A 21651-nucleotide genomic window follows, 5' to 3' on the forward strand; every position below is an offset into this window, starting at 1 on the left:
AATGATCGACCTCAATTCCGGATCAGGTCTCGTCTACGGTCGCGGACTGCCCGCAGCAGCAGCACCCGCCCAGCGGATCAATGCGCTGATCGATCGTGCGTTGGTGGAGCAGAACCATTGCCAGCCTCCCCGGGACTATCTCGGCGGTAGCCGCATCGGAGAACCCTGCGCGCGCAAACTGGTCTACGAACTCACGAACACGCCGGTCGACGAGGGCAAAGGCTTCGGCGGTCAGACGTTGCGAATCTTTGATGCCGGCCACCAGTTCGAGGCGCTGGTTGTGCGCTGGCTACGCAAAGCAGGCTTTGACCTGCGCGACCGCGGACAGGACGGCCGGCAGTTCGGCTTCTCGATCGCCGGCGGGCGCATCCGCGGCCATATTGACGGCGTGATCGTCGCAGGTCCAGACGTCGGCATCGCCTGGCCGGCGCTTTGGGAGCACAAGACGCTCAATGCGAAGTCTTGGACCGATCTGGTCAAGCGCGGAGTCCAGCTTTCGAAGCCGGTCTACTACGCCCAGCTGCAGATCTATATGGCTTACATGGAGCTTCGCTCGGCGCTGTTCACCGCGCTCAACAAGGACAATCAGGCACTGCATCACGAGGTCGTGCCGTTCGACGCCTCTGCTGCCCAGGCGCTGTCCGACAAGGCCGTTGAGATCGTTCGAGCCGCGCAGGCAGGCGAATTACCTCCCCGCATCGCCCAGAATGCAGACTTTTATCTCTGCCGCTGGTGCGCCTATGCACAGCGCTGCTGGGAGGGCGACGTATGACTTTCACGCCGTCTCCGCAGCAGGCTTCGGCCATCCGTGCGATCGTCGATTGGTATCGCGACCCGCATCGCAAGAAGCCTGTATTCCGCCTGTTCGGCTATGCCGGATCAGGGAAGAGCACCATCACGCGCCACGTCATCGAGGCACTCGGCCTCTCGCCCCTGAGCCGCGATGGCAGCGCGAAGGGCGGCGTGCTCTTTGCCGCCTATACCGGCAAGGCGGCGCTGGTGATGACCCGCAAGGGTACTCCCGCCTCAACCATTCATGGTCTGATCTACCGGGTCTCGGAGGCAACGGCAGAAGAGATCGCGCGCGTTGAACAGGAGGCGGCAGACATCCGCGCGCAGCTCGGCGCTCTGCCCCCAGCGGAATTATTGTTCGCCATGGAGCGGCTGAAGCGGCTCGAACTCCGCCTCGCCGATGTGCATCAACCGCGCTTTCTGCTCAACGAGCAGTCGCTGGTGCGCGATGCCGATCTGATCGTCCTCGACGAGGTGTCCATGGTCGGCCCCGAAATGGCTGCCGATCTGCTTGCCTTTGGCAAACCCATCCTGGTGCTGGGCGATCCCGGCCAATTGTCGCCGATCAAGGGAACAGGTGCCTTTACCGATGTCGCTCCTGACGTGATGCTGACGGAGATCCACCGGCAGGCGGGCGAAAGCGCCATCATTCGCCTGGCCACCATGGCGCGGCAGGGTCTGCCGATTCCCTACGGCGCCCATGACCAGCATGTCTGGAAAATGCGACGCACCGACGTCACCGCCGAACAGCTCCTGCGCGGTGGTCAGGTGATCTGCGGACGCAACGCCACACGGATCCAGCTAAACGCCGCCATGAAGCATGCCGCGGGCTTTTACGGCACCCACCCTGCTGGCGGAGACGAAAAGATCATCTGTCTCAAGAACCGGCATGACCTCGGACTCGTCAATGGCATGTTCGTGTCGCTTACCGACATTCGCCATGAAGATCATCTCTCCTTCAGCGCGTCAGTGACCACCGAGGATGGAGCAGCAATCGCTGGAAGGCACCGCTTCTACAAAGGGCACTACGACGATCACGTGGCCTTCGACAGCGATCGCCTACGCCGCGACTGGAAGGACATACGCGGGCTGATCGAGACCGTCTGGGGCTACGTCATTACCTGCCACAAGGCCCAGGGCAGTTCCTGGCCCCATGTCGTTGTGTTCGACGATGGTTTCGGCCGCACGGCCGAGGATCGATCGCGCTGGCTTTATACCGCGATCACGCGGGCGGAATGGGGGCTTGCGATCCTTGATTGATCTCAACGACACCCGTCCGCCGCCAGCGCCGCGGATCCACTACGACCTCGACGCCATTGTCGCGGAGTTGCGGGCAACCGCGCAGACCTGGGTGCCGCGGCTGTTCCCGAACGGCCGCCGTGTCGGCGACGAATGGCGGCTTGCCAACATCAGGGGCGCTCCGCCGCGCAAGCAGGGCAGCTGCGTCATTGCGCTCACTGGCGATCACGCCGGGGATTGGCACGAGTTTGACGGCGGCCAGGGCGGCGGGCCGCTGAGCACCATCGAGGCGGCAACAGGGCTCAACGGTCGCGATCTGTTTGCCTATGCCGCCGACCTGGCAGGATGGTCTCCCGGCGCTCCGATGCGTCAAGCGCCGCCGCCAACGGCGGCTGTCGATCGAGACGCCGAGACAGCGCGCGAAATCGCCTTCATCCTCAATCACGCTCAGCCTCTCGCCAACTCGCCGGCGGCTGCCTACCTGCACGGTCGCGGGCTTTTCGTGCCGGAAGGTGCCGACCTACTGTTCCATCCCGACCTGACACATTGGGAGACGAAAACCGGCTACCCAGCCATGCTTGGCCTGGTGCGTAACTGCGCTGGCGACATCATCGCGCTGCACCGGACCTATCTGTACCTGGATCCGAACGACGCGGGCAAGGTCACGAAGGCACCAGTCTCAAAGCCGCGCATGGTCTTGGGCAAGAGCGGTACGGGCGCGGTCCGGCTTTCCGCGCTGAACGAGAACAACGTTCTTGCGATGTCCGAAGGCATCGAGTCTGGCCTCGCTGCGATCACCGCTTGTCCCGGATTGTCGGTCTGGGCAACGCTCTCGACCTCCGGACTGGAGCAGGTCATCCTGCCAGTTGCCGCCAAACGGATCCTGATCCTCGCCGATCATGACGCGTCAGGCGCCGGCCTTCGTTCCGCCGAGACCGCGGCACGCCGGCTGCGCGGCGAAGGACGCGAGGTTTCGATCGTCCTGCCGCCGCAGGAGGGCGACGACTTCAACGATCTGCTGCTGCGCGACGGGCCGCAAGCCGTGCGCGATGTGATTGAACATGCGTTGCGCCCCGCGGCCCCGGATGAAGCGTCATCGCCGCTCGGACAACACCGTCCGCTGAATTACGCTCTCGCGGATTCTTCCGTTCCGCTGATGCGCGCCGACGAGGGCGACCTAGCCCGCGCCGTCGATCGGGCCTGGAGCCTGTTGCTTGCCTCCAACCGCACGCCTTGGCTGTTTCGATACGCGGGGCTGGCAACCTGGGTCGTGCCGGACGACGAGGGCCGTCCCGTCGCCGTTGCACTCACCGACGAGCGGCTGCGCCACATGCTGGCCCGGCTGGCCGATTGGCGACGCCTCAATGCCAAGGGCGAGCTCGTGCCAAGCCACCCGCCGACGGCGCTCGTCAAATCGATCCTGGCGACACCCGATCCCGGCCTGCCAGTTCTGGTCGGCATCGTCAGCGCGCCTGTCTTCGGCCGCCATGGCCGCCTCCTGACGACACCCGGCTATCACCCAGATGCCCGACTGCTCTATTGCCCTGCACCCGGCTTCGACGTGCCCGCCATCCCACAGCAGCCCTCGGGGGGTGAAGTCGCAGCTGCACGCCAGCTCATCTGCGACGATCTTCTGGGCGACTTTCCCTTCGTTTCGGAATCCGAACGCGCGCATGCGGTGGCGCTGCTGCTGCTCGGCTTCCTGCGCGCCATGGTCGATGGGCCCACGCCACTGCATCTGATCGAAAAGCCCAGCCCCGGCACCGGCGCGACGCTGATGGTCGATGCGATCGCCACCATCCTCACCGGCGCCGGCGCCTCCGTCATGACCGAGGGCCGCGACGATGAGGAATGGCGCAAGCGCGTAACCGCCAAGCTTCGGCAAGTTCCGTCGATCGTCCTGATCGACAATCTGCGCAACAAGCTCGATAGCGCCGCCGTCGCTGCGGCCCTCACCGCCCCGTTCTGGGAAGACCGCATCCTCGGTGCTTCCGAGATGGCACGCCTGCCGATCCGCTGCATCTGGATTGCCACCGGTAACAACCCGGAATTCTCCAACGAGATGGCCCGCCGCATCCTGCGCATCCGGCTCGACGCTCATGTCGAACGGCCATGGCAGCGCGCAGGCTTTCGCCATCCCGATCTCATGACATGGGTTCGTGCCAACCGCGCGCCGCTCGTCACCGCATGTCTCACCCTCTGTCAGGCCTGGATCGCCGCCCGACGGCCGCGCGGCACTCGGACCATCGGCAGCTACGAAAACTGGGCGCAGATCTTGGGAGGCGTGCTGGAGACCGCCGGCATCAATGGCTTCCTCGGCAATCTGGAAGAGATGATGCGGGCCTCCGACGCCGAAGGCGTGGTTTGGCGCAGCTTCGTCGCCGCCTGGTGGGACCGGTTCGGGACCGCTGAGGTCGGCACCAACGATCTTTATGAGACGGCGCTCACTTGCGAACCGCCACTGTCACTTGGGTCTGGCAATGATCGCTCGCAGCGGATCCGCCTGGGCAAAGCGCTGGGTCGCCTGCGTGATCGGGTGTTCCAGCTCAGCAGCGTTTCGGTTCGCGCTGAAATTTGCGGCACGCTGCAGGGCGCACAGCGCTGGCGACTGGTTGTTGATGAAAAAACAGGCGCGGAAGAACATTCACAACATTCACGGCCGGTGAATGTTGTGAATGTTCGTGAATGTTCAAAAACCAACATTCACGGCGAAATCCCGAGTCAAACCAACGAGATAGAGGGTGCTTGTGAATGTTGTGAATGTTTTTCCAGACCTTACGCGTGCGCGCGGGCGCGAGCGCCCGCGAGAGAAGACCAGGAAAAACATTCACAACATTCACAACATTCACCGGACGCAGGAAAACTGCGGGTTTCTGACGGTGAATGTGCCGGTGAATGTCGTTCCAGACATTCACCGATCCCCAATCCGCCGGACTGGCTGAAGGAGGTGCTGTGATGTGGCGCCTGCCGCACGCCACCGGCCCACCCAGCGCTGCCAATCCGGCAGACCAGACGACGGCGGCCCGCGCAGCCAAGCACCAGACCGCCGTCGTCCTCCACCACAAACGAATCCCTGAACGGAGACCATCCATGGCTTCGACGACTCTGACTCTGCCTGCCGGCAATGCAATCCCACCCGCGGCAGAAATTCTGGATCGCGCACAACCTTCGATTCTTGCCCTCGATCTCGGCACTACTACCGGCTGGGCCATGCGGGATAGCGCAGGGCTCATCACCAGCGGCACGGCATCGTTTCGCCCCAGCCGTTACGACGGTGGCGGCATCCGCTACCTGCGCTTCCGTTCCTGGCTGGATGGCATTGCCGCCAATGCGGGGCCGCTGGGCGCTGTGCATTTCGAAGAGGTACGTCGGCACATCGGAACGGATGCGGCGCATGTGTTCGGCGGTCTGCTGGCGACGCTGACAGCCTGGTGCGAGCAGAACGGTATCGCCTACCAAGGCGTCCCCGTCGGCACCATCAAGCGCTTCATCGCCGGCAAGGGGAACGCCGACAAGCAAGCCGTGATCGCCGCCGTGTGCGCGCGCGGCTTTACGCCCGCTGATGACAACGAGGCGGACGCCATCGCCATTCTGCTGTGGGCGATCGAGACCAAGGGAGGCGTGCGATGACACGGGCGCGCCTCCCGAACCGCCGTTTCGCCGCGACCTCGGACCTCGAGCATGGCGGCAGTCGCTTCACGGTCACCGTCGGGTTCTATCCCGACGGCCGACCGGGCGAAGTGTTTACCCATGGCACGCGGACCGGATCGACCATGGATGGGCTATTGGCGGATGCCTGCGTCGTCGTCTCGCTGTTGCTGCAGCATGGTGTCGAGCCGTCAGATCTCGCCGCGAGCATGGGCCGGCTTGGCAACGCTGAGCCCGCATCCGTGATCGGCGCCGTGATCGATCTCGTTGCGCAGGCGGTGCCAATCCCGATGCAACAGGAGGTCTCGTGATGCGACGATCTCCTGGACGCCACCGCACGGGATCTGAGCGCATGCTTCGACATGCCGCTGGGGTCATGGCGGAGCGCGATGCGGCCTACGGTGACCCGGCGATTTCCATGGCGGCAGTTGCCGCACGCTGGTCGCTCACGCTGGGGCGCCGCGTCACGCCGGCACAGGTCGTGCTCTGCATGCTCGATCTGAAGCTGGTGCGGCTCGCGCATGACCCTTCGCACCGCGACAGCGCCACGGACGTCATCGGCTACGCCGCGCTCCTTCCGGAGGTCACGCGATGAGATGGGCTCCTCCCGGATACGGCGGCGAACGGCGGCCGCCTGAAAAGGTCAAGCAGGACGGCTGGCGTGAGCAGGGTCTGCTTGCGGTGTCGATCGACGATCACCGCCTCAATTGGCCGGAACGCGAGTTTGTTCGGCAACTCGGCGAGAAGCTTTACGGGAAACGCGTAACCAAAACTCTGAACGATGTCGCGGGGGACCAATGAACAGAAAGCTCAAAACACGAGCAAAACGCGGCGCCTCGCGTCCAGCAATTGCGCAGCAGAACCTCCGTGAAGTGACCGAGTTCGATCCCAACGGCATCGAGGTCACGCATCATCGGACCGTCGATACGCTCGGGCTCATGCTGCGAGCGGGCACCATTACGCCGGCGATGCATGATGCGGCCCGTGACTTCCAGGCCGCGTTCACCATCGCCTGCTTCGATTGCATGCCGCGATCCAACCTGATGCTGATGGCGAGGCCAGCTCCGGGCAAATATCGGCCGGCTGACTTTACCGACACGCAGATCGCCGCGCGCGAACGGGTGGCGAAAGCGCTCGACGCGCTCGGCGGACACGGCTCACCCGCCGGCTCGTGTGTCTGGCACGTCGTCGGCATGCAGACGTCGATCCGCGAGTGGGCGCTTCGCCAAGGGTGGAGCGGGCGTCCGGTGCGACAGGAAAGCGCCCAAGGGATACTGCTCGCGGCCCTCGGCGTTCTGATGAAGCATTACGGCATCCGCGAAACAGACCCGCGATGAGCCAAGAGCAAACAACGACGCTCGTCGTAATTCTTGAGTCGGATCAATTGCTTGCAGACAAAATGTAGCAAACGATTGATTTCGAATTGACGGGCGTCCGATGCAAGTCTAGCTATTTCACCACGGTCCACGAATGCGCCAACGATCGAAGCGACGGCGCAACGGACCGAAAAGCCTCCGATCATCGCGATGAAACTGGTCATCAACGCCACAGACCAAGTCCTGGCGCGGTTCGGCAATCAACTCGCCGCGCTGAGTGACGGAGAGGCGCGCACCGCCATGTCGCGGGCGCTCAATCACGAGGGCGACAAGGGGCGAACGCAAGTCAAGCGCGCGCTCGTCAAGCAGACCGGCATCAAATACGGCGCCATCGACAAAGCCATGGCAACCATCCGCTCGACACCGGCGACGTTGACCTATCAGCTCAAGGCGCGCGGAACGGAAACCAACATCGCCTGGTTCGGCGGCAAGCAGCGCGGCAAGGGCGTGTCGGCTGCGCCCTGGAACAAGCGGCGTATCTTCCGGCACGCCTTCATCGTGCCGCGGTTTGGTCGCGCCTTCATCCGCACGTCGAACAAGCGCCTGCCGATCCGCTGGCTCTACGGCCCCAACCTGGGACGAGAGCTTGTGAAAGACTACAGCGCTGCGGCTTGGCGCAGCGGAGTGTCGAAGATCGTCGACCGCATCGGCCATGAGATTGGGCGCATGCTCGGGACGCGGTAGCCCGGTTCTCGAAGGGGTTCGTCGATTATCGGCGGGGCTCGAAAGGATTGAGCAGTTTCGCTCCGAGATCGGCAACGTCTGCGGTGTTTCGGGTCACGAGCGTCAAGCCGTTGACCTTGGCGGTCGCGGCCAGCAGCGCATCGACAGTTGAAACCGGACGCGTCGCGCCAATCCGCCCCCATTCTTCGGCCGCAGCTCGGTCGATTGGTAGAATCCTTTCGGCAAAGGATGTCGTCACTGCCTTGAGCCAATCTTCCAATGCCTTGGCCTGCACAGGCATTTTGGCGCGCGCCCGCTCAATACCCTTGCGGATTTCACCGATGACAAGAACGCTCAGATACAGCTCACGATCCGAAACTGACTCAAACCAGGCAGCGACATTGGGATCACATCGATCACCCTTACGCACTTCCGAGATGATGTTGGTGTCGACCAGATAGCTCATAGAGCAACATCCCTGCCGAGATCGCGATCGCGGCTGAGATCGATACCGTCCAGCGGTGCTGACGCAAGCAGGCTCTTGAAGCCGGTTGCCATGCCGAACCGTTCTCTGAGCAGCGTCCTCGCCGCGGTCTGCGTCGCGGGATCGGTCAAAGCTTGAGCGATGCCGCGAATGAGCGGCGCATCGCCCTTGGCAACATGGACTTCGACCCGGACGACACCGCGTCGTTTGAGCTTGCGGCGGTAGGTCGTGATCGGTTTGGTTGTTGACGTGGCCATCGGCGATCGATCTCCTTGGGACGGGAGGATAACCGGAAACATCACCGGAAACAAGATTTCCGGAAACGTTTCCGGTTATCGTCAAAAACGAATACTCAAGTAGCATCAATAGCTTACGGGTCCTTCCTCCGAGGGCCTCGGAAGCGGTGGCGCCGCCGCCCGGAAAACGCGCGTTTTTCCAAATCGAAAAACTTCAGTTTGGTTTGGTTTCGCGGCCGAATAATCCAACGATATCAATGCCCGACCCTCAAAAACCCTCAGCCGCCTGGCCGGCAGCGAAAATCGAATTCTGGCCCTTGGAGCGGCTGACCGTGAACCCGCGCAATGCGCGCGTTCATGGCCCCGAGCAGATCGAGCAGATCCGGGCGTCGCTGCGTCGTATCCGCGCCGCGCGTTCATAGCTTGCCATTAGTCAGAAGAGCGTCGGCACTGCTCGATGAGCCGGACAAGAGGCACACCGCGGCAGCGGATCTGTCTCGGATGTGGCCAGCAGGACTTTATCCGCAGAGACAGCCTCGCGCGGAGATGCCGGAGTTGCGCTGCCAAAGAATCCGTTGTGAGGGCAAAAGCAACCCGAGCAAGCAGGAGCCATCGGCTACATGTTCGATGCGAGCATTGCGGATCGATGTTTCCAACTACCCCAAGCGCAGTAAAGGCTGGCCCGCCCAAGTATTGTTCGCGGGCATGCTACCATGACAGTCGTCGCGTGATACGCACGTGCAAGTTATGCGGCGCTGCGTTTTCAGTTCTTAAGAGTACGATTTCGGGGCGGACGAATGCTTCTGGAAGATTTTGCAGTCGTGGTTGCTATCACAAACATCTCTGCCGTACGGAGCGAATTAACGGGCGCGGCTCACGCTGGAAAGCAATTCGGGATGAGGCAATACGACGAGTCCCGTTCTGTTCGATCTGCGGCACTCTACGTCGCCTCGATGTCCACCATATAACGCCCTATCGACTGACTCGCGATAACAGCCAAGCCAACCTTATCCCGCTGTGCAAACGCCATCACACTCTGGTCGAAGGAATCTACCGCGACTTGGCGGCTGAAGAATTCGATCAGACAATCTTGGCCTTTTGGTTGAAGGTCTCACTGCTCGAACGACAGCTCGCAACCCGCGTCAGATTAAGACGAATCTGGGACTCTCTCCGTGCAACCCCTAATCCTAGAGAACTGGCCGATCGAGCGCCTGGTTGATTACGCCCGCAACCCGCGGCGCAACGACCACGTCGTCGATCGCATGTGTTCCGCCATTACTGAGTTTGGATTTCGGATCCCGATTGTCGCGCGCAGCGACGGCAGCGTAGTCGACGGCCACCTGCGTCTGAAGGCGGCGCGGCGCCTCGGTCTTGCAACGGTTCCAGTCGCGCTGGCCGACGATCTGACAGATGCGCAAATCAAGGCCTTTCGATTGCTGGCTAACCGCTCGGCGAGCTGGGCTGATTGGGATGACGAGTTGCTCCATCTGGAATTGGGCGAGCTCAACGCTGCGGAGTTTCCGCTTGAGCTGACCGGCTTCGATCCAGACGAACTCGACAAGCTGCTCCTGGTCGACACCGACATCGACGGCGACCCAGACGAAGCGCCCGAGCCGCCAGCAGAGCCGATCAGTCGCCCTGGCGATCTTTGGATTTGTGGCGAGCACAGGGTTCTTTGTGGTGACGCTACGGTGCTGAACGACGTCGAGAAGGTGCTGGGTGGCGAACTCGCCGATATGACTTTTACGGATCCGCCGTACAACGTGAACTACGCCAACTCGAGCCAAGAGAAACAGCGCGGCAAGAATCGACCGATCCTCAACGACGCGCTTGGCGAAGATTTTGGTGCCCTTCTCTACGACGCCTGCGTCAATATCCTCGCGCTCACTAAGGGTGCCGTCTACATCTGCATGTCGTCATCGGAACTGGACACATTGCAGAAGGCTTTCCGCGAGGCCGGCGGCAAGTGGTCGACCTTCGTGATCTGGGCCAAGAACACCTTCACGCTCGGTCGGTCTGATTATCAGCGCCAGTACGAACCCATCCTCTATGGCTGGAAGGACGGCGCCGATCACTATTGGTGCGGCGCCCGCGACCAGGGCGATGTGTGGTTTCTCGATAAGCCGGCAAAAAATGATCTGCACCCGACGATGAAGCCGGTGGCGCTGGTGGAACGGGCGATCCGCAATTCGTCCAAGAGCCGGGACATCGTGCTCGATCCGTTCGGCGGCTCAGGGACCACGCTGATTGCGGCGGAGCGGGCGGGACGGCGGGCGAGGCTGATCGAGCTCGATCCGAAATTTGTCGACGTCATCGTTCAGCGCTGGCAGGACACGACGGGAGGCATAGCGCGGCTCGCAGTCTAGAACATGGACTGGCTAAGATGTACTTCGAGCTCTCGCTTCTCTAAGGTTTGCCGCAGATCATTGACCGCCTCCATCCAAAGACAGATCCTTTGAGCGTCGACCATCTCCTGCTGGACTTCATGTTGCGGTGCGAAGCTGATTCTTGCTCTACCAAGAGCATTATTGAGCCGCTACGATGCCATCCAATCAGGGACGTTCTGTAATCGTAGGGCGATGATGATTACGCTTGAAGATTGCATTGGATTATGTGGTTTGACTGAAGAAGAGGTGCTCGCTCTTGCGGAACACGAACACCTTTCCGAAATCTGTGCAACAGCGCTCGCGCAATATCTTTTGTCCCAAGATCAGGGCAGCGAAAAAGTCCGGGACATGATTGTCGACGATATTCGGCAAGCGCAGCGAAGTGGCGACAAGCAGCATGTCTTAGCCTTGCTACATGTTCTTCACCATTTCCTTAAGAAGCACCCGGAGGCTACGCCATCTCAACATCCCTGGAGTGAGCAGCGCTGAAGGTGACGCCGGCGCTCTCGGGTAGCATCAAGCGAAGCCAGAAGTCTGCATTTTTGAATTGCAGCGCACGGGTCGGTACAGCGCACTAGACCATGAATCGAATGCCGCCGACCGCAAGATCAGCCGAAAACGCTCGACCGATCGCAACTACGCCGATTCGCCTTAAACGCCGGATTTCGAGCGGCGCCTCAGTGCGATAAGGCACGAAGTCCGCGAAACGAAACGGGATGGTCCGCCACTGCGGATCGGCACGAAAGTTCTGCCGGTAAGACTGCCAGGGCCGTGTCAGATCTTCGGTGCGCAGATGAATTCCATACTCTTCGCCGTTGCCGAAAACATCGAGCTCGATGCCCTGCCAGGCGCTGGCATCGACCGCTTTGCCGTCGGGCGCAAGATCGATCGCGATCTGGACGAAGCCACCATTGTTTTCGAGACTGACATCACCGCGCATGCGAATGGCAGGTCGGCCTGCGACGCTCTCGCGTACCATGGTGCCGTTGGAGACGCCACCCATCACACGGTCGGTAAACACTTGCCAGCGCGTGCCGATTGCAGAGACTGGGGGCTCACGGCTGAGATCGTCGATGACAGCCGATTTGGGACTCATGGTCTCGCCTTCCGCTGAGCCGCCGGCGACCGAGACGAACGCGGCAAGTAACAGAAACGTCCGGCGGTCACAGAGCATGATAAAAGGCGCGCCTCGGGTTGTTCGAACAAAAATGGCCCCCGGCAAATACGCGCCAGGGGCCACTCGTTCACCGGGCAATGTCAGGGGGGCTGGGGGACTGCCCGATTCCCTCGTCAGCTAAGGCGCCGCGGCTGTTCGGCAAGCTAGGATACTTCACAGCTCTGTGATCGGACCAGTCAGCCCAAGATTCGATAGACGCGCCCGCGTTTGTCATCCTTCTCCGAGGATATATCGAGCCCGAGCTTCTTTTTCAGCGCTCCCGCCATGGCGCCCCGCACGGTGTGTGGTTGCCAGGACAGCGCCTTTGCGATCTCGTCGATGGTGGCACCCTTGGGGTCTCGCAGCATCACGACGAGCTGCGCTTGCTTGCTGTTCTCGCGGGCAGCGCGTGGCAATTTCTGCTTCTTTGATTTCGCGGATTTCCGCGCGCGGCTCTTGGACTTCTTCGAACGTGAACTCATGAGATCGCTCCTTCGGCAGCTGGGCGCGACCATCGCGGCCCTGCTACCGACGCAAGCCCCGACGGCCTAACCGTGCGGGGCGAGGCTGAGGCGCTTCCGCATAAACGCGTCATCCGCCGTCAAAGCCAAGACGTTAATCGGATCATTTGATTGCTTATCGCCGGCGCACCGATCACTAAATGATCGTCCGTAACTCTTCGCCAATCATCGAGCCTGGTTGTTATGGCGCGAACCGCGGGACATACCGGCGCCCATGATGCCGCCGGCACCATTCCGATCGAGGTTGCTGCCAAGCTGTTGATGGTCACGCCGGAATGGGTTCGCCGATTGACCAAGGACGGCTGGATCGCCAAGAGCGACCGTGGCCGCTACCGCGTGGTCGACGTAGTTCAGGGCTATATCCGGTTCCTGAAGGACGAGGCGCGGCGTTCGACCAAGACGGCATCACATAATCGGCTACAGGATATTCGCACCCGCAAGGAGGAACTGGCAGTCGCGCAGACCGAGCGCGAGCTCGTGCCACTGGTGGAAGCCATGACGCTGGTGGACGAGGTGGCGGGTGCAGTCGTCGCGCGGATCAATGCGATCCCGGCACGCTTGACCCGCAACATCGAGCAGCGGGAGCAACTGCAGCGAGAAGTAGATGATGCGCTCACCGAAGTGGCCGACCGCATCGCAAAACTCCGTCGTTCTTATCGATCGGGTGACGAGGATCCTGCGCCCGAGGAGGAAGGTATCGACTGATGCCTGGGCGCGTGAGAACCGGGTCTATCCCCTTTCCTCGGGAAGGCCTGGGCCGAAGGACCCGGCGCTGACCCCTTACATGATCCCGTTCATGCGGGCCTTCGAGGATCCACGCTACAATACCGTGGTGTTCGTCTGTGGCGGCCAGATGGGCAAAACTGATTCTGTCATCGACGTGATCCTGTCGCGGCTCGATCAGCGTCCGGTACCGATCATCTACGCAGGACCGGACCGGAATTTCGTGACGGACCAGTTCGAGCCGCGGTTCGACGATGCGCTGAACCGGTCGCCGAGCCTTTCGGTGAAGCTGGCGCGCGGCAAGAAGAACAAGAAGACCCGCAAGATCGTCTCCGGTGTTCCGGTGCGTCTGGCCTGGGCAGGCTCGGCGAACCAGCTCAAGTCGGATCCCGCGGGTCTGGCCATCGTCGACGAACGCGATGGCATGGCCAAAAACATCAAGGGCGAAGGTGACCCCGTGCGGCTCCTTGAGGTCCGCGGCGATACCCATGCCGACTTCACGCTGGGCGTCACCTCGACGCCGACCGAGGGCACGGTCGAGATCGAGAAAGATGAGGTCACGGGACTTAAATTCTGGAAGGTGGTCGACCAGGATGACATCGATACCCTGGATAGCCCGATCTGGAAGCTCTGGCAGCGTGGCACCCGATATCACTGGGCCTGGTCGTGTCCACACTGCGAGGAGTTTTTCATCCCGCGGTTCGATTGCCTGGTTATCCCTAAGATCGACATCACGCCTAAGGGCGGCAAAGAGAAAATCGAACGCGACGCGACTGCGATCGAGGCGCGGAGGCTGGCTTTTCTGCAATGTCCCAATTGTGGCGGCGTCATCGAGGAGAAGCACAAATTCGAGATGAACGCGCACGGCGTCTATGTCGCGCCAGGGCAACGGATCGGACCGAACGGTGATTTGACCGGCGATCCGCCGGAAGGCACGACGCTGAGCTTTTGGGTCTCAGGGCTGGCGTCGCCATTCGTGTCGTTCGGCGAGCGTGCCGGCCGTTATGTCGAGGCGTTGAACTCGGGCGATCAGGAAGAAGTCCAGACAGTCATCAATGGGGGGTTCGGAGAACTGTGGGCGCCGGCCGGCGGGGATGCGCCGGAATGGGCGGATGTCGCCCGTCTCAAGCTGCCGTATCGCTCGGGTGAGATTCCGGACGGCGTCTTGCTGCTGACTGCCGGCATCGACGTCCAAAAGAACCGGCTGGTCTATGTCATCCGCGGATTTGGCACCCGCCAGGAAAGCTGGCTGATCGAGCAGAACGAAATCTGGGGGCCGACCGAACAGGGCGATGTCTGGACCGATCTCGCCGAGCTTTTGGCGCGGCCGATCGGCGGCGTCGTGATCCGCCGGGCCTTCATCGATTCCGGCTTCCGCCCCGGCAAGAAGGATGAGGTTCCCGAGCACCGGGTCTATGAATTCTGCCGGCGGCACGCGCGCGTCGCTTATGCCGTCAAAGGGTTCGAGCACCGCGACCAGCCGCTGTCAGTCAAGCGCATCGACGTGACGCCGAAGGGCAAGGCCGCAAAATACGGTCTTGATCTCGTCCGCCTCGACAGCGACTTCTTCAAGTCATGGGTCCACGAGCGCGTGCGCTGGCCGGATGATCAGCCCGGCGGCTGGCATCTCCCGAGTGACGTCACCGAGGCCTATTGCCGGCAGATCGTCTCCGAGGGGCGGGTCAAGAAGCCGTCGGGTGGCTACACCTGGCTGCAGCGATCGCGCGACAACCACTTTCTCGACTGCGAGGCGATGGCCTATGCGGCAGCTTACATGCTGGGCGTGCCGCGCATTGCCGATACCGCGCAGCCGCGGCAGCCAAAGCCGAAATCAAGACCACAAATTGAATCCTTGCAGCAGGTGAAGCCTGTGACCAGCGTCGCCGCCTTGGCGCGGCTCAACATGGGCCGATGAAATATGGCGACGGCAGCGGAGATCAATGTCTGGCGCGCGCAACTCGCCGAGGCCGAGGCCGCGCTGCATGCGGTTGTCGTTCAGGGCAGCGTCGCGCGCATGCGCCATGGCGACAAGAGCATGGAATGGAACGCGCAGAACGTCAGTACGCTGCGCGGCTATATCGCTGAGCTGCGTGGAAAGCTCGGGCTTGATGGCCGGGGCTCGGCGCGCCGGGTGAGTTTCTGATGGCAAGTCTCCTCGGGCCCGACGGCTTTATGGTGAAAGTCCCGGCCGCGCCGCGTTCCACGGCGCGCATGCTGGCGGCAGGCTATGCCGGCGCTTCGGTCACCGATCCGGATCTGGCGCAATGGCGCCCGCCCTTGTGGTCGGCGCAGACGGCGCTGTCGCCGGATCGTCCGGTGCTGGCGGCGCGGATCCATGATCTCGCCCGCAACGACGGCTGGGCGTCGGGCGGTGTCACCCGGCAAGTCGATGCCGTAATCGGCGCAGGCTGGCGGTTGTCGTCGAAGCCCAATGCGCGCTCGCTCAAGATCGATCCGGACGTGGCCTCGGATCTGGCCTCCGACATCGAGGCAGCCTGGAAGGATTTTGCCGAGGACCCGGATTGCTGGTGCGACGCCGGCCGGCGCATGACCATGGGCGGGCTGCTGGCGCTGGCGTTTCGGCATCGATTGATGGATGGCGAAGCTCTCGCCGCCATCCTCTGGTTGCCGCGCGGCGGACGATATGCGACTGCGGTTCAGGTCATCGATCCGGACCGGCTATCGAATCCATCTAATTCAGTCGACACCTATTGGCGCCGGCAGGGCATCGAGCTCGGCGAGCACGGCGAGCCACTGGCTTATTACGTCCGACGCTCGCATCCGGGCGACCAGAATGTGTTTCATCCGATGTTCTGGACTTGGGAGCGCATTCCGCGCGAAACCAGCTTCGGCCGCCGGGTGGTGGTGCACGCGTTCGAGCCGGGTCGCGCCGGCCAGTATCGTGGCGTCTCGGTGCTGGCGCCGATCGTCAAACGGTTGCGCATGCTTGGTCGCTACGACGAGGCCGAACTGCAGGCTGCCGTCCTCAACGCGGTGATGGCCGCCTTCGTCGAAAGCCCGTTCGATCATGACCAGTTTGCATCTGCACTGGGAGGGGGCGAGGAACTCTCCGCCTACCAGCAGCAGCGCCTCGACTACTACCAGGCCGCTCCGATCAATGTCGGCGGCGCCAAGATCGCGTTCACGTTTCCGGGCGAGAAGGTGACGCTGACCAAGCCGAACCATCCCAACAGTGTGTTCGAGGCCTTCGAGCGGGCGAGCCTGCGCAACATCGCCTCCGCCATGGGCATGACCTACGAGCAACTGTCGATGGACTGGGGCCAGGTCAACTATTCCTCGGCGCGCGCAGCGCTGCTGGAGGTCTGGCGCGGCTTCACCGCCCGCAAGGAACACTTCGCGCAAGCCTTCATGGCGCCGATCTACGCGGCCTGGCTGGAAGAGGCGATCGACCGCGGCATTGTCACGCTTCCAAAGGGAGCGCCCGATTTCGCGCAGGCCAAGGCGGCCTATTGCGCGGCAAAATGGATCGGTCCCGGCCGCGGCTGGGTCGATCCGCACAAGGAGGCGACGGCTGCGACCGAGCGGCTCGCGGCCGGCCTCTCTACGCTCGAGCGCGAATGTGCTGAACAAGGCGAGGACTATCTCGAAACGTTGCAGCAGCGGGCAAGAGAGCGCAAGGAAATGATGGCGCTCGGACTTAATCCCGACGCGATGTTCGGCCGGAAAGCCGCGCCATCCGACGACCATCAAGAAAAATCGTCGGACAAGCAGCAAAAGGCGCTGGCATGATCCTGCGTCCGGAATTGGCAGCGCGGATGTTCAATACGCCGCTCCTGATGCATCCGGGCAAGCTCGATGCGGCGCTCGCCGGCATCGGCGGACGGATCGTCGAGGGCGGGGTGGTGCTAGAGGGCGTCAGCGAACGCATCGATCATGTCGCGTTCGCGAATGGTCAGCCCTTGGCCGGTCGCATTGGCGACAAGGTCGGCCGGCTTTTCGACGACAGCGGCAAGCTGCCGTTTGCGATGGTCGAGGGGATTGCGCTGATCGCGATCGAGGGCACGCTGGTTCACAAGGGCGCTTATGTCGGCGCCTATTCCGGGCGCACCTCGTACGAAGGGCTGCAAGCACAGGTGCTGCGCGCCCTGCGCAACCCCGCGATCAAGGCCGCAGTGTTCGAGATCGACAGCTTCGGTGGCGAGCTTGCCGGCGCTTTCGAGACCGCGGACCTGATCGCCCGGCTGTCGGCCGAAAAGCCAACACTGGCCATTCTGACCGATCACGCTTTGTCGGCCGGCTACCTTCTGGCATCGGCCGCACGCCAGATCGTCATGCCCGAACACGGGCGCGCCGGCTCGATCGGCGTGGTGACGCTGCATGCCGACTGGTCGAAGGCGCTCGAGCAGCAGGGTGTGAAGGTGACGGTGCTGCGGGCGGGAACACAAAAGATGGCGGGCAATCCGTTCGAAGCCCTCCCCGACGAGGTCGCCCAGCGAATGGTCGGCGATCTTGAAGCGGCGAGGCAGACGTTCGCAGAGAGCGTTGGGCGTTACCGCGGCTCGCGTTTCACCGCACAAGCCGCCCTGGCGACCGAGGCGCAGGACTATCGCGGGCGGGATGCAGTTGCGATCGGACTTGCCGATGCCACCGGCCATGCGCTCGAGGCCTTCGACGGCTTCGTCAGGGCGATCAACGCCAGACATTAGGAGACAACGATGCGAGACGTAATCCTGGCCGCCGCGTGCGCTGCGGCCGAGAGCGACACCGTGCCTGCTCGCGAACCGGCGGAGCCGCTCGAGAAAGGCAATGACGTCGCCGTCCAACTGAGTGAAGCACGTTCAGCCGGTGTGACCGAGGGCGTGCGGCGCGGTGGACTGGCGGAACGAGATCGGATCAAAACCATCCTGACGGGCGAGACGGCCAAGGGGCGGGAGAGCCTTGCCCAGTATTTTGCCTTCGAGACCGATTTCCCGGCCGAGGTGGTGCTTGAGGCGCTGGCCAAATCGCCGGCGACCAAGGGTGGTCTTGACGAGGCCATGGCGCGGGAGGCGCAGCCGAAGCTCGGCGCCGGCGGCGAGCGTCCAACCAATCCGCCACGCGTGATCAGCACCGAGGACGTCTATGCGCGCCGGCGGGCTGCGACGACGGCCGCGGCCAAAGCTTAGCCGCACACAACAATTCTTAAACAACGCCAACGCACGTCCGCATCGCTCGACGCGGCGAACAGGAGAACTTTATGACCGTGCTCCATGAGAGCCCGCATGATGGCAACTTCATCCTTTCGGAAGATGCCGAGGGACGATTGTCACGCGACACCATCGTGATTGCCTCTGGCGCTGGCAAGCTTTTGCCGGGGACGGTGCTCGGACGGGTCACCGCGAGCGGCAAATTCGCGCCGTCGCCGGAAACCGCCGCCGATGGCTCGGAGACCGCCTCAGCCATTCTGATTGGCCATGTCGACGCAACAGATGCGGACGCAGTCGCGGTCGGGCTCATGCGTCATGCCGAAGTCAACCGCTTTGGGCTCATCTACCACGCAAGCGTCGATGACGACCCCAAGAAATCCGCCAAATGGGATCAGCTGCGCGCCGTCGGCATCGTGGTGCGCTGAGGGTCGGGAACGCAAGGAAAAGATCATGGAACAGATCCTCGACGTCTTTAACAATGACGCTTTCAGCTTTGTGTCTTTGACGGACTCGATCAACAAGCTTCCCTTCGTACCGGGTCGGCTCGGCTCGCTCGGGCTTTTCAATGAAGCGCCGGTGCCCACGACCTCGATCGCGATCGAAGAGCAGTCCGGCATCCTGACGCTGGTCAACCCAACGCCCCGCGGTGGTCCTGGCGAGACGCGTCCTAAACCCTTGCGCAGGGCACGGGTTCTGAAGGTCCCGCATTACCAGCTCGACGACAACGTGTTGGCCGAGGAAGTGCAGAATGTCCGCGAATTCGGCCCGCAGATGCAGCCTCGCTCGGTCGAGACCTATCTCGCAAGCCGCATGGAGATGTTCACCGCCCAGCTCGACGCCACGACCGAATTTCAGCGCGTCGGCGCCATCAAGGGGCTGATCGTCGACCGCGACGGCAACACGATCTACGACCTCTATTCGGAATTCGGCGTCACTGCCGTCACGCCGGTCAATTTCGCCCTCGGCAGCGCAAACACGGCGGTGCGCAAGAAGTGCAGCCAACTCGTGCGCACCATGGCGCAGACACTCGGCGGGGTTGCCTTCACCAGTGTCTATGCGCTCTGCGGGGATACCTTCTGGGACGACCTGATCGAGCACGCCGAGGTGCGCGATACCTATCGCTACCAGGAGGGCGTCAGATTGCGGGAGGGCGTGGTGTTCTCGACCCTCAAATATGGCGGCATCACCTTCGAGAATTACCGCGGCTGGATTGGTGGCGGCACCGATACGGGCGACACCATCACCCCGTTCATCGATCCGAACGAGGCGCATTTCTTCCCGCTTGGCACGCCAAATCTGTTCAAGACCTTCTTTGCGCCGGCGGACTATATCGAGACCGTCAATACGCTTGGCCTGCCGCGCTATGCCAAGGCGATCCCGTCAGATAACAATAAGTCGGTCCGGCTCGAGATGCAGAGCAATCCGCTGTCGCTGTGCCTGCGGCCGCGCGCGCTGATCAAGGGCGTCCATCACTAAAATATGTCAGTCAAACAGATCGGAATGCGTGCCGCTGCGGATCAAGATAATTGCGTCCGGCGTTTCATCCCAGACCAGCAACCAGTCTGGCTCAATATGACATTCCCAGAGCCCTTTCATCTCTCCCTGAAGGCGATGCGGACGATGCCTTGGCGAAAGCTTGTCGCCACTGGCGAGTGTAGCGATCAGGGCTTCGAGCTTGTCGAGGTCCTTGCCACGTTTGCGCGCCAGTTTCAGGTCGCGCAAGAATCGGTTTGTGGTCTTTATCTCCTTCACGCACGCGCCGTGCGCATGACGTCAGCAGCCGTCTTGAAGCTCTTGAGCTTCTTGCCGGAGCGCGCCTCGGCAATGGCGGCGCGGGTCGCGGCGTTCGGCAACCGAACCTCGAAGGGCAGCCCGCCCCGCAGAGAGATCTGCCGGTAAAACAAGCGGATTGCCTCGGTTGGTGACAGCCCGACCTTGGCCAGAACCTGCTCAGCCTCTTCTTTCAGGTCGGGCTCCATCCGGGCGCGGATCATTGCGGACTTCGACATGGTACTTACTCCTCCGACCTTATGTAGCACAGTTGGGATACATTTCAATAGGTGAGCCCCGCGCCGATGTCGCAGTTTTCCAAAACCTGGACCGCGAGCCAACCAGCGCTCGATCGCGCGTTCGCCGAGACCGTACGCCTCGTACCCATGCGGTCGGGCGGTTATGCCGACGCAGCCCCCGATCTGGATCGGGCCGAGCGGCAGGTGCTCGCGATCATCACCGAACGGCCGGATCGCAAGCGCACGGTCGAGAATGCCGTGGGTCGGGACTTTGATCGTGCCTTGGTCATGGCCGAGACGGTTGCAAGTATCGATGCGGGGAGACTCGGCGGCGAGTGGCCGAAGGTCGGCGACCGGGTCATCCTGCTCGATCGGCCTGACCAGCCGGCCTTCGAGATCACGGTCGTGGAAAGCGATGGTCTCGCCCGTGTCCTCCTGTCACTGGTGAGGAATGTGACGTGAGCCTTGCAGTTGCGGCGATCAAGATCGCGGCGCTCCGATCCCTCAAGGGCAGGACCTCCGCAGGCGAGGCCGTGTTCGATAGCGCGGTCGAGCCGTTCGATGCACTGCGCGATGAAGGGGCGCCGGTGATCGTGATCTATTGCGACAGCGGCAAGCGGCAGGTCACGGGACGAGAGCTCTTCAGCGCGCCGCAGGTGATCGAGCTGTCGATCGACATGTTCGTGGCGCAGGCGGTTACCGTCGATGCCGGAGAGACCGAGATCCGGATCCCGGCCTCGGATGAAGGCAACGAGGTGTATCTGCGAAGCCTCGCCTACGAAATCGAGAAAGTGCTCCTGGCCGAAACAACGGTTTGGCCCGCGCTGTTTCGGAGGCTCTGGTTCCGGACCGGGCCCCAGGATTTCTGCGAATGGGACCGCGGCGCCATCGCCGACAAGGGCCGCCGCCTGGCTCTGCTACGGGCCATATATAAAGTGGAGCCGATTGCCGAGCCGATCCCGGGCGCCGAACCGACCGGTGTTTGGGCCGATCTCCTGACCGCCATGGAAGCCGATGTCGAGCTCGAAGGTATCGCGCGATATTGGAGCCAGCTTATTGCCGGCACGGTCACCCCGGATTGGCAGCAGGCCTGGGTCGCTCTGGGGCTGACGTCTGTCCAGAGCATCGGGCTTGGTCCGATCCTCGAAGACCCGGCACCGGATGAGAACGCCCCTCCGCTCGCAGGCGCAACGCTGACGTTTCCGGGCGGCGCGTTCGAGGCAAACGAGCACAGCGCCAACGACGCGCTCGGACCGCAGGAACCTTAGTA

28 protein-coding genes are annotated in these 21651 nt (G+C 62.5%); 22 read left to right on the top strand and 6 right to left on the bottom strand.

Annotation, left to right across the window (positions count from 1 at the left end; translation table 11 throughout):
• Position 1 precedes the first annotated feature (1 nt).
• The 9 genes from ACK41X_RS00350 (at position 2) to ACK41X_RS00390 (ending at position 7739) form a co-directional block, all read left to right on the top strand.
• Positions 2–772, top strand: a complete 771-nt coding sequence (locus tag ACK41X_RS00350) for a PD-(D/E)XK nuclease family protein (RefSeq protein ID WP_409717736.1) — start codon at positions 2–4, stop codon at positions 770–772.
• Positions 769–2052, top strand: coding sequence for an ATP-dependent RecD-like DNA helicase (locus ACK41X_RS00355; protein ID WP_409717738.1), 1284 nt, complete (start codon positions 769–771; stop codon positions 2050–2052). The genes ACK41X_RS00350 and ACK41X_RS00355 overlap by 4 nt, the downstream gene beginning before the upstream one ends.
• Positions 2045–4987: a toprim domain-containing protein gene (locus ACK41X_RS00360; protein ID WP_409717741.1), complete on the top strand. Its 2943-nt coding sequence runs from the start codon at positions 2045–2047 to the stop codon at positions 4985–4987. The genes ACK41X_RS00355 and ACK41X_RS00360 overlap by 8 nt, the downstream gene beginning before the upstream one ends.
• A 134-nt stretch (positions 4988–5121) precedes the next feature.
• Positions 5122–5661 (top strand): crossover junction endodeoxyribonuclease RuvC, encoded by a 540-nt coding sequence (locus ACK41X_RS00365; protein WP_409717744.1) that lies wholly within the window; start codon positions 5122–5124, stop codon positions 5659–5661.
• Positions 5658–5990, top strand: a complete 333-nt coding sequence (locus tag ACK41X_RS00370; protein WP_409717747.1) for a ribonucleotide reductase — start codon at positions 5658–5660, stop codon at positions 5988–5990. Before ACK41X_RS00365 ends, ACK41X_RS00370 begins: the two co-directional genes overlap by 4 nt.
• A gap of 41 nt (positions 5991–6031) precedes the next feature.
• Positions 6032–6274 (top strand): DUF6378 domain-containing protein, encoded by a 243-nt coding sequence (locus ACK41X_RS00375; RefSeq protein ID WP_409717750.1) that lies wholly within the window; start codon positions 6032–6034, stop codon positions 6272–6274.
• A complete protein-coding gene (locus tag ACK41X_RS00380; protein ID WP_409717753.1) occupies positions 6271–6480 on the top strand; it encodes a hypothetical protein in 210 nt (69 codons plus the stop codon). The genes ACK41X_RS00375 and ACK41X_RS00380 overlap by 4 nt, the downstream gene beginning before the upstream one ends.
• The gene (locus ACK41X_RS00385; RefSeq protein ID WP_409717756.1) at positions 6477–7016 is read left to right on the top strand and encodes a DUF6456 domain-containing protein; all 540 of its coding nucleotides are present in this window, start codon (positions 6477–6479) and stop codon (positions 7014–7016) included. The genes ACK41X_RS00380 and ACK41X_RS00385 overlap by 4 nt, the downstream gene beginning before the upstream one ends.
• Positions 7017–7205: 189 nt before the next feature.
• Positions 7206–7739 (top strand): hypothetical protein, encoded by a 534-nt coding sequence (locus ACK41X_RS00390; protein ID WP_409717759.1) that lies wholly within the window; start codon positions 7206–7208, stop codon positions 7737–7739.
• A 25-nt stretch (positions 7740–7764) separates the two neighbouring features.
• On the opposite strand, the gene ACK41X_RS00395 is transcribed toward ACK41X_RS00390, so the two are convergent.
• Entirely contained in the window at positions 7765–8184 is a 420-nt protein-coding gene (locus tag ACK41X_RS00395; RefSeq protein WP_409717762.1) for a type II toxin-antitoxin system VapC family toxin, read from the bottom strand.
• Complete coding sequence (locus tag ACK41X_RS00400) at positions 8181–8459, bottom strand: hypothetical protein (protein WP_409717765.1); 279 nt, start codon at positions 8457–8459, stop codon at positions 8181–8183. The genes ACK41X_RS00395 and ACK41X_RS00400 overlap by 4 nt, the downstream gene beginning before the upstream one ends.
• Before the next feature lie 146 nt (positions 8460–8605).
• Here ACK41X_RS00400 and ACK41X_RS00405 point away from each other — a divergent pair, with 146 nt between their 5' ends.
• The 3 genes from ACK41X_RS00405 (at position 8606) to ACK41X_RS00415 (ending at position 11314) form a co-directional block, all read left to right on the top strand.
• The gene (locus ACK41X_RS00405; RefSeq protein ID WP_409717768.1) at positions 8606–8860 is read left to right on the top strand and encodes a hypothetical protein; all 255 of its coding nucleotides are present in this window, start codon (positions 8606–8608) and stop codon (positions 8858–8860) included.
• Between the two features lie 750 nt (positions 8861–9610).
• The gene (locus tag ACK41X_RS00410) at positions 9611–10804 is read left to right on the top strand and encodes a DNA modification methylase (protein ID WP_409717771.1); all 1194 of its coding nucleotides are present in this window, start codon (positions 9611–9613) and stop codon (positions 10802–10804) included.
• A 162-nt stretch (positions 10805–10966) separates the two neighbouring features.
• The gene (locus ACK41X_RS00415) at positions 10967–11314 is read left to right on the top strand and encodes a hypothetical protein (protein WP_409717774.1); all 348 of its coding nucleotides are present in this window, start codon (positions 10967–10969) and stop codon (positions 11312–11314) included.
• A gap of 85 nt (positions 11315–11399) precedes the next feature.
• Here the strand turns inward: ACK41X_RS00415 and ACK41X_RS00420 are convergent, their stop codons facing one another.
• A complete protein-coding gene (locus tag ACK41X_RS00420) occupies positions 11400–12047 on the bottom strand; it encodes a CIA30 family protein (RefSeq protein ID WP_409717776.1) in 648 nt (215 codons plus the stop codon).
• A 131-nt stretch (positions 12048–12178) separates the two neighbouring features.
• The gene (locus ACK41X_RS00425) at positions 12179–12463 is read right to left on the bottom strand and encodes a DUF3489 domain-containing protein (RefSeq protein WP_409717779.1); all 285 of its coding nucleotides are present in this window, start codon (positions 12461–12463) and stop codon (positions 12179–12181) included.
• A 222-nt stretch (positions 12464–12685) separates the two neighbouring features.
• Between ACK41X_RS00425 and ACK41X_RS00430 the strand changes: the two genes are divergently transcribed.
• The 8 genes from ACK41X_RS00430 to ACK41X_RS00465 all read left to right on the top strand — a co-directional run bounded on the left by ACK41X_RS00430 (position 12686) and on the right by ACK41X_RS00465 (position 19848).
• A complete protein-coding gene (locus tag ACK41X_RS00430; RefSeq protein WP_409717783.1) occupies positions 12686–13207 on the top strand; it encodes a hypothetical protein in 522 nt (173 codons plus the stop codon).
• Entirely contained in the window at positions 13110–15140 is a 2031-nt protein-coding gene (locus tag ACK41X_RS00435; protein WP_409717929.1) for a terminase gpA endonuclease subunit, read from the top strand. Before ACK41X_RS00430 ends, ACK41X_RS00435 begins: the two co-directional genes overlap by 98 nt.
• A 3-nt stretch (positions 15141–15143) precedes the next feature.
• Positions 15144–15368, top strand: a complete 225-nt coding sequence (gene gpW, locus ACK41X_RS00440) for a gpW family head-tail joining protein (RefSeq protein ID WP_409717786.1) — start codon at positions 15144–15146, stop codon at positions 15366–15368.
• Positions 15368–16975: a phage portal protein gene (locus ACK41X_RS00445; RefSeq protein WP_409717789.1), complete on the top strand. Its 1608-nt coding sequence runs from the start codon at positions 15368–15370 to the stop codon at positions 16973–16975. The genes gpW and ACK41X_RS00445 overlap by 1 nt, the downstream gene beginning before the upstream one ends.
• Positions 16972–17892, top strand: a complete 921-nt coding sequence (locus tag ACK41X_RS00450) for a S49 family peptidase (RefSeq protein WP_409717792.1) — start codon at positions 16972–16974, stop codon at positions 17890–17892. The genes ACK41X_RS00445 and ACK41X_RS00450 overlap by 4 nt, the downstream gene beginning before the upstream one ends.
• A gap of 9 nt (positions 17893–17901) precedes the next feature.
• Entirely contained in the window at positions 17902–18351 is a 450-nt protein-coding gene (locus ACK41X_RS00455; protein WP_409717795.1) for a hypothetical protein, read from the top strand.
• Between the two features lie 71 nt (positions 18352–18422).
• Positions 18423–18797 (top strand): head decoration protein, encoded by a 375-nt coding sequence (locus tag ACK41X_RS00460; RefSeq protein WP_409717798.1) that lies wholly within the window; start codon positions 18423–18425, stop codon positions 18795–18797.
• A 25-nt stretch (positions 18798–18822) separates the two neighbouring features.
• Positions 18823–19848: a major capsid protein gene (locus tag ACK41X_RS00465; RefSeq protein WP_409717801.1), complete on the top strand. Its 1026-nt coding sequence runs from the start codon at positions 18823–18825 to the stop codon at positions 19846–19848.
• Positions 19849–19854: 6 nt separating this feature from the next.
• Here ACK41X_RS00465 and ACK41X_RS00470 read toward each other — a convergent pair whose 3' ends face one another.
• Entirely contained in the window at positions 19855–20124 is a 270-nt protein-coding gene (locus ACK41X_RS00470; protein WP_409717804.1) for a type II toxin-antitoxin system YafQ family toxin, read from the bottom strand.
• On the bottom strand, positions 20121–20381 hold the full coding sequence (locus tag ACK41X_RS00475; protein ID WP_409717807.1) for a type II toxin-antitoxin system RelB/DinJ family antitoxin: 261 nt from the start codon (positions 20379–20381) through the stop codon (positions 20121–20123). Before ACK41X_RS00475 ends, ACK41X_RS00470 begins: the two co-directional genes overlap by 4 nt.
• Before the next feature lie 51 nt (positions 20382–20432).
• Here ACK41X_RS00475 and ACK41X_RS00480 point away from each other — a divergent pair, with 51 nt between their 5' ends.
• Together ACK41X_RS00480 and ACK41X_RS00485 are read left to right on the top strand one after the other, a co-directional pair.
• Positions 20433–20843 carry a hypothetical protein gene (locus tag ACK41X_RS00480; protein ID WP_409717810.1) on the top strand — a complete coding sequence of 137 codons (411 nt, stop codon included), beginning with the start codon at positions 20433–20435 and terminating at the stop codon, positions 20841–20843.
• Positions 20840–21649 carry a hypothetical protein gene (locus tag ACK41X_RS00485; RefSeq protein ID WP_409717813.1) on the top strand — a complete coding sequence of 270 codons (810 nt, stop codon included), beginning with the start codon at positions 20840–20842 and terminating at the stop codon, positions 21647–21649. The genes ACK41X_RS00480 and ACK41X_RS00485 overlap by 4 nt, the downstream gene beginning before the upstream one ends.
• Positions 21650–21651: the final 2 nt, after the last annotated feature.

The organism is Pseudorhodoplanes sp., from assembly GCF_046289595.1.
Lineage (GTDB): Bacteria > Pseudomonadota > Alphaproteobacteria > Rhizobiales > Xanthobacteraceae > Pseudorhodoplanes.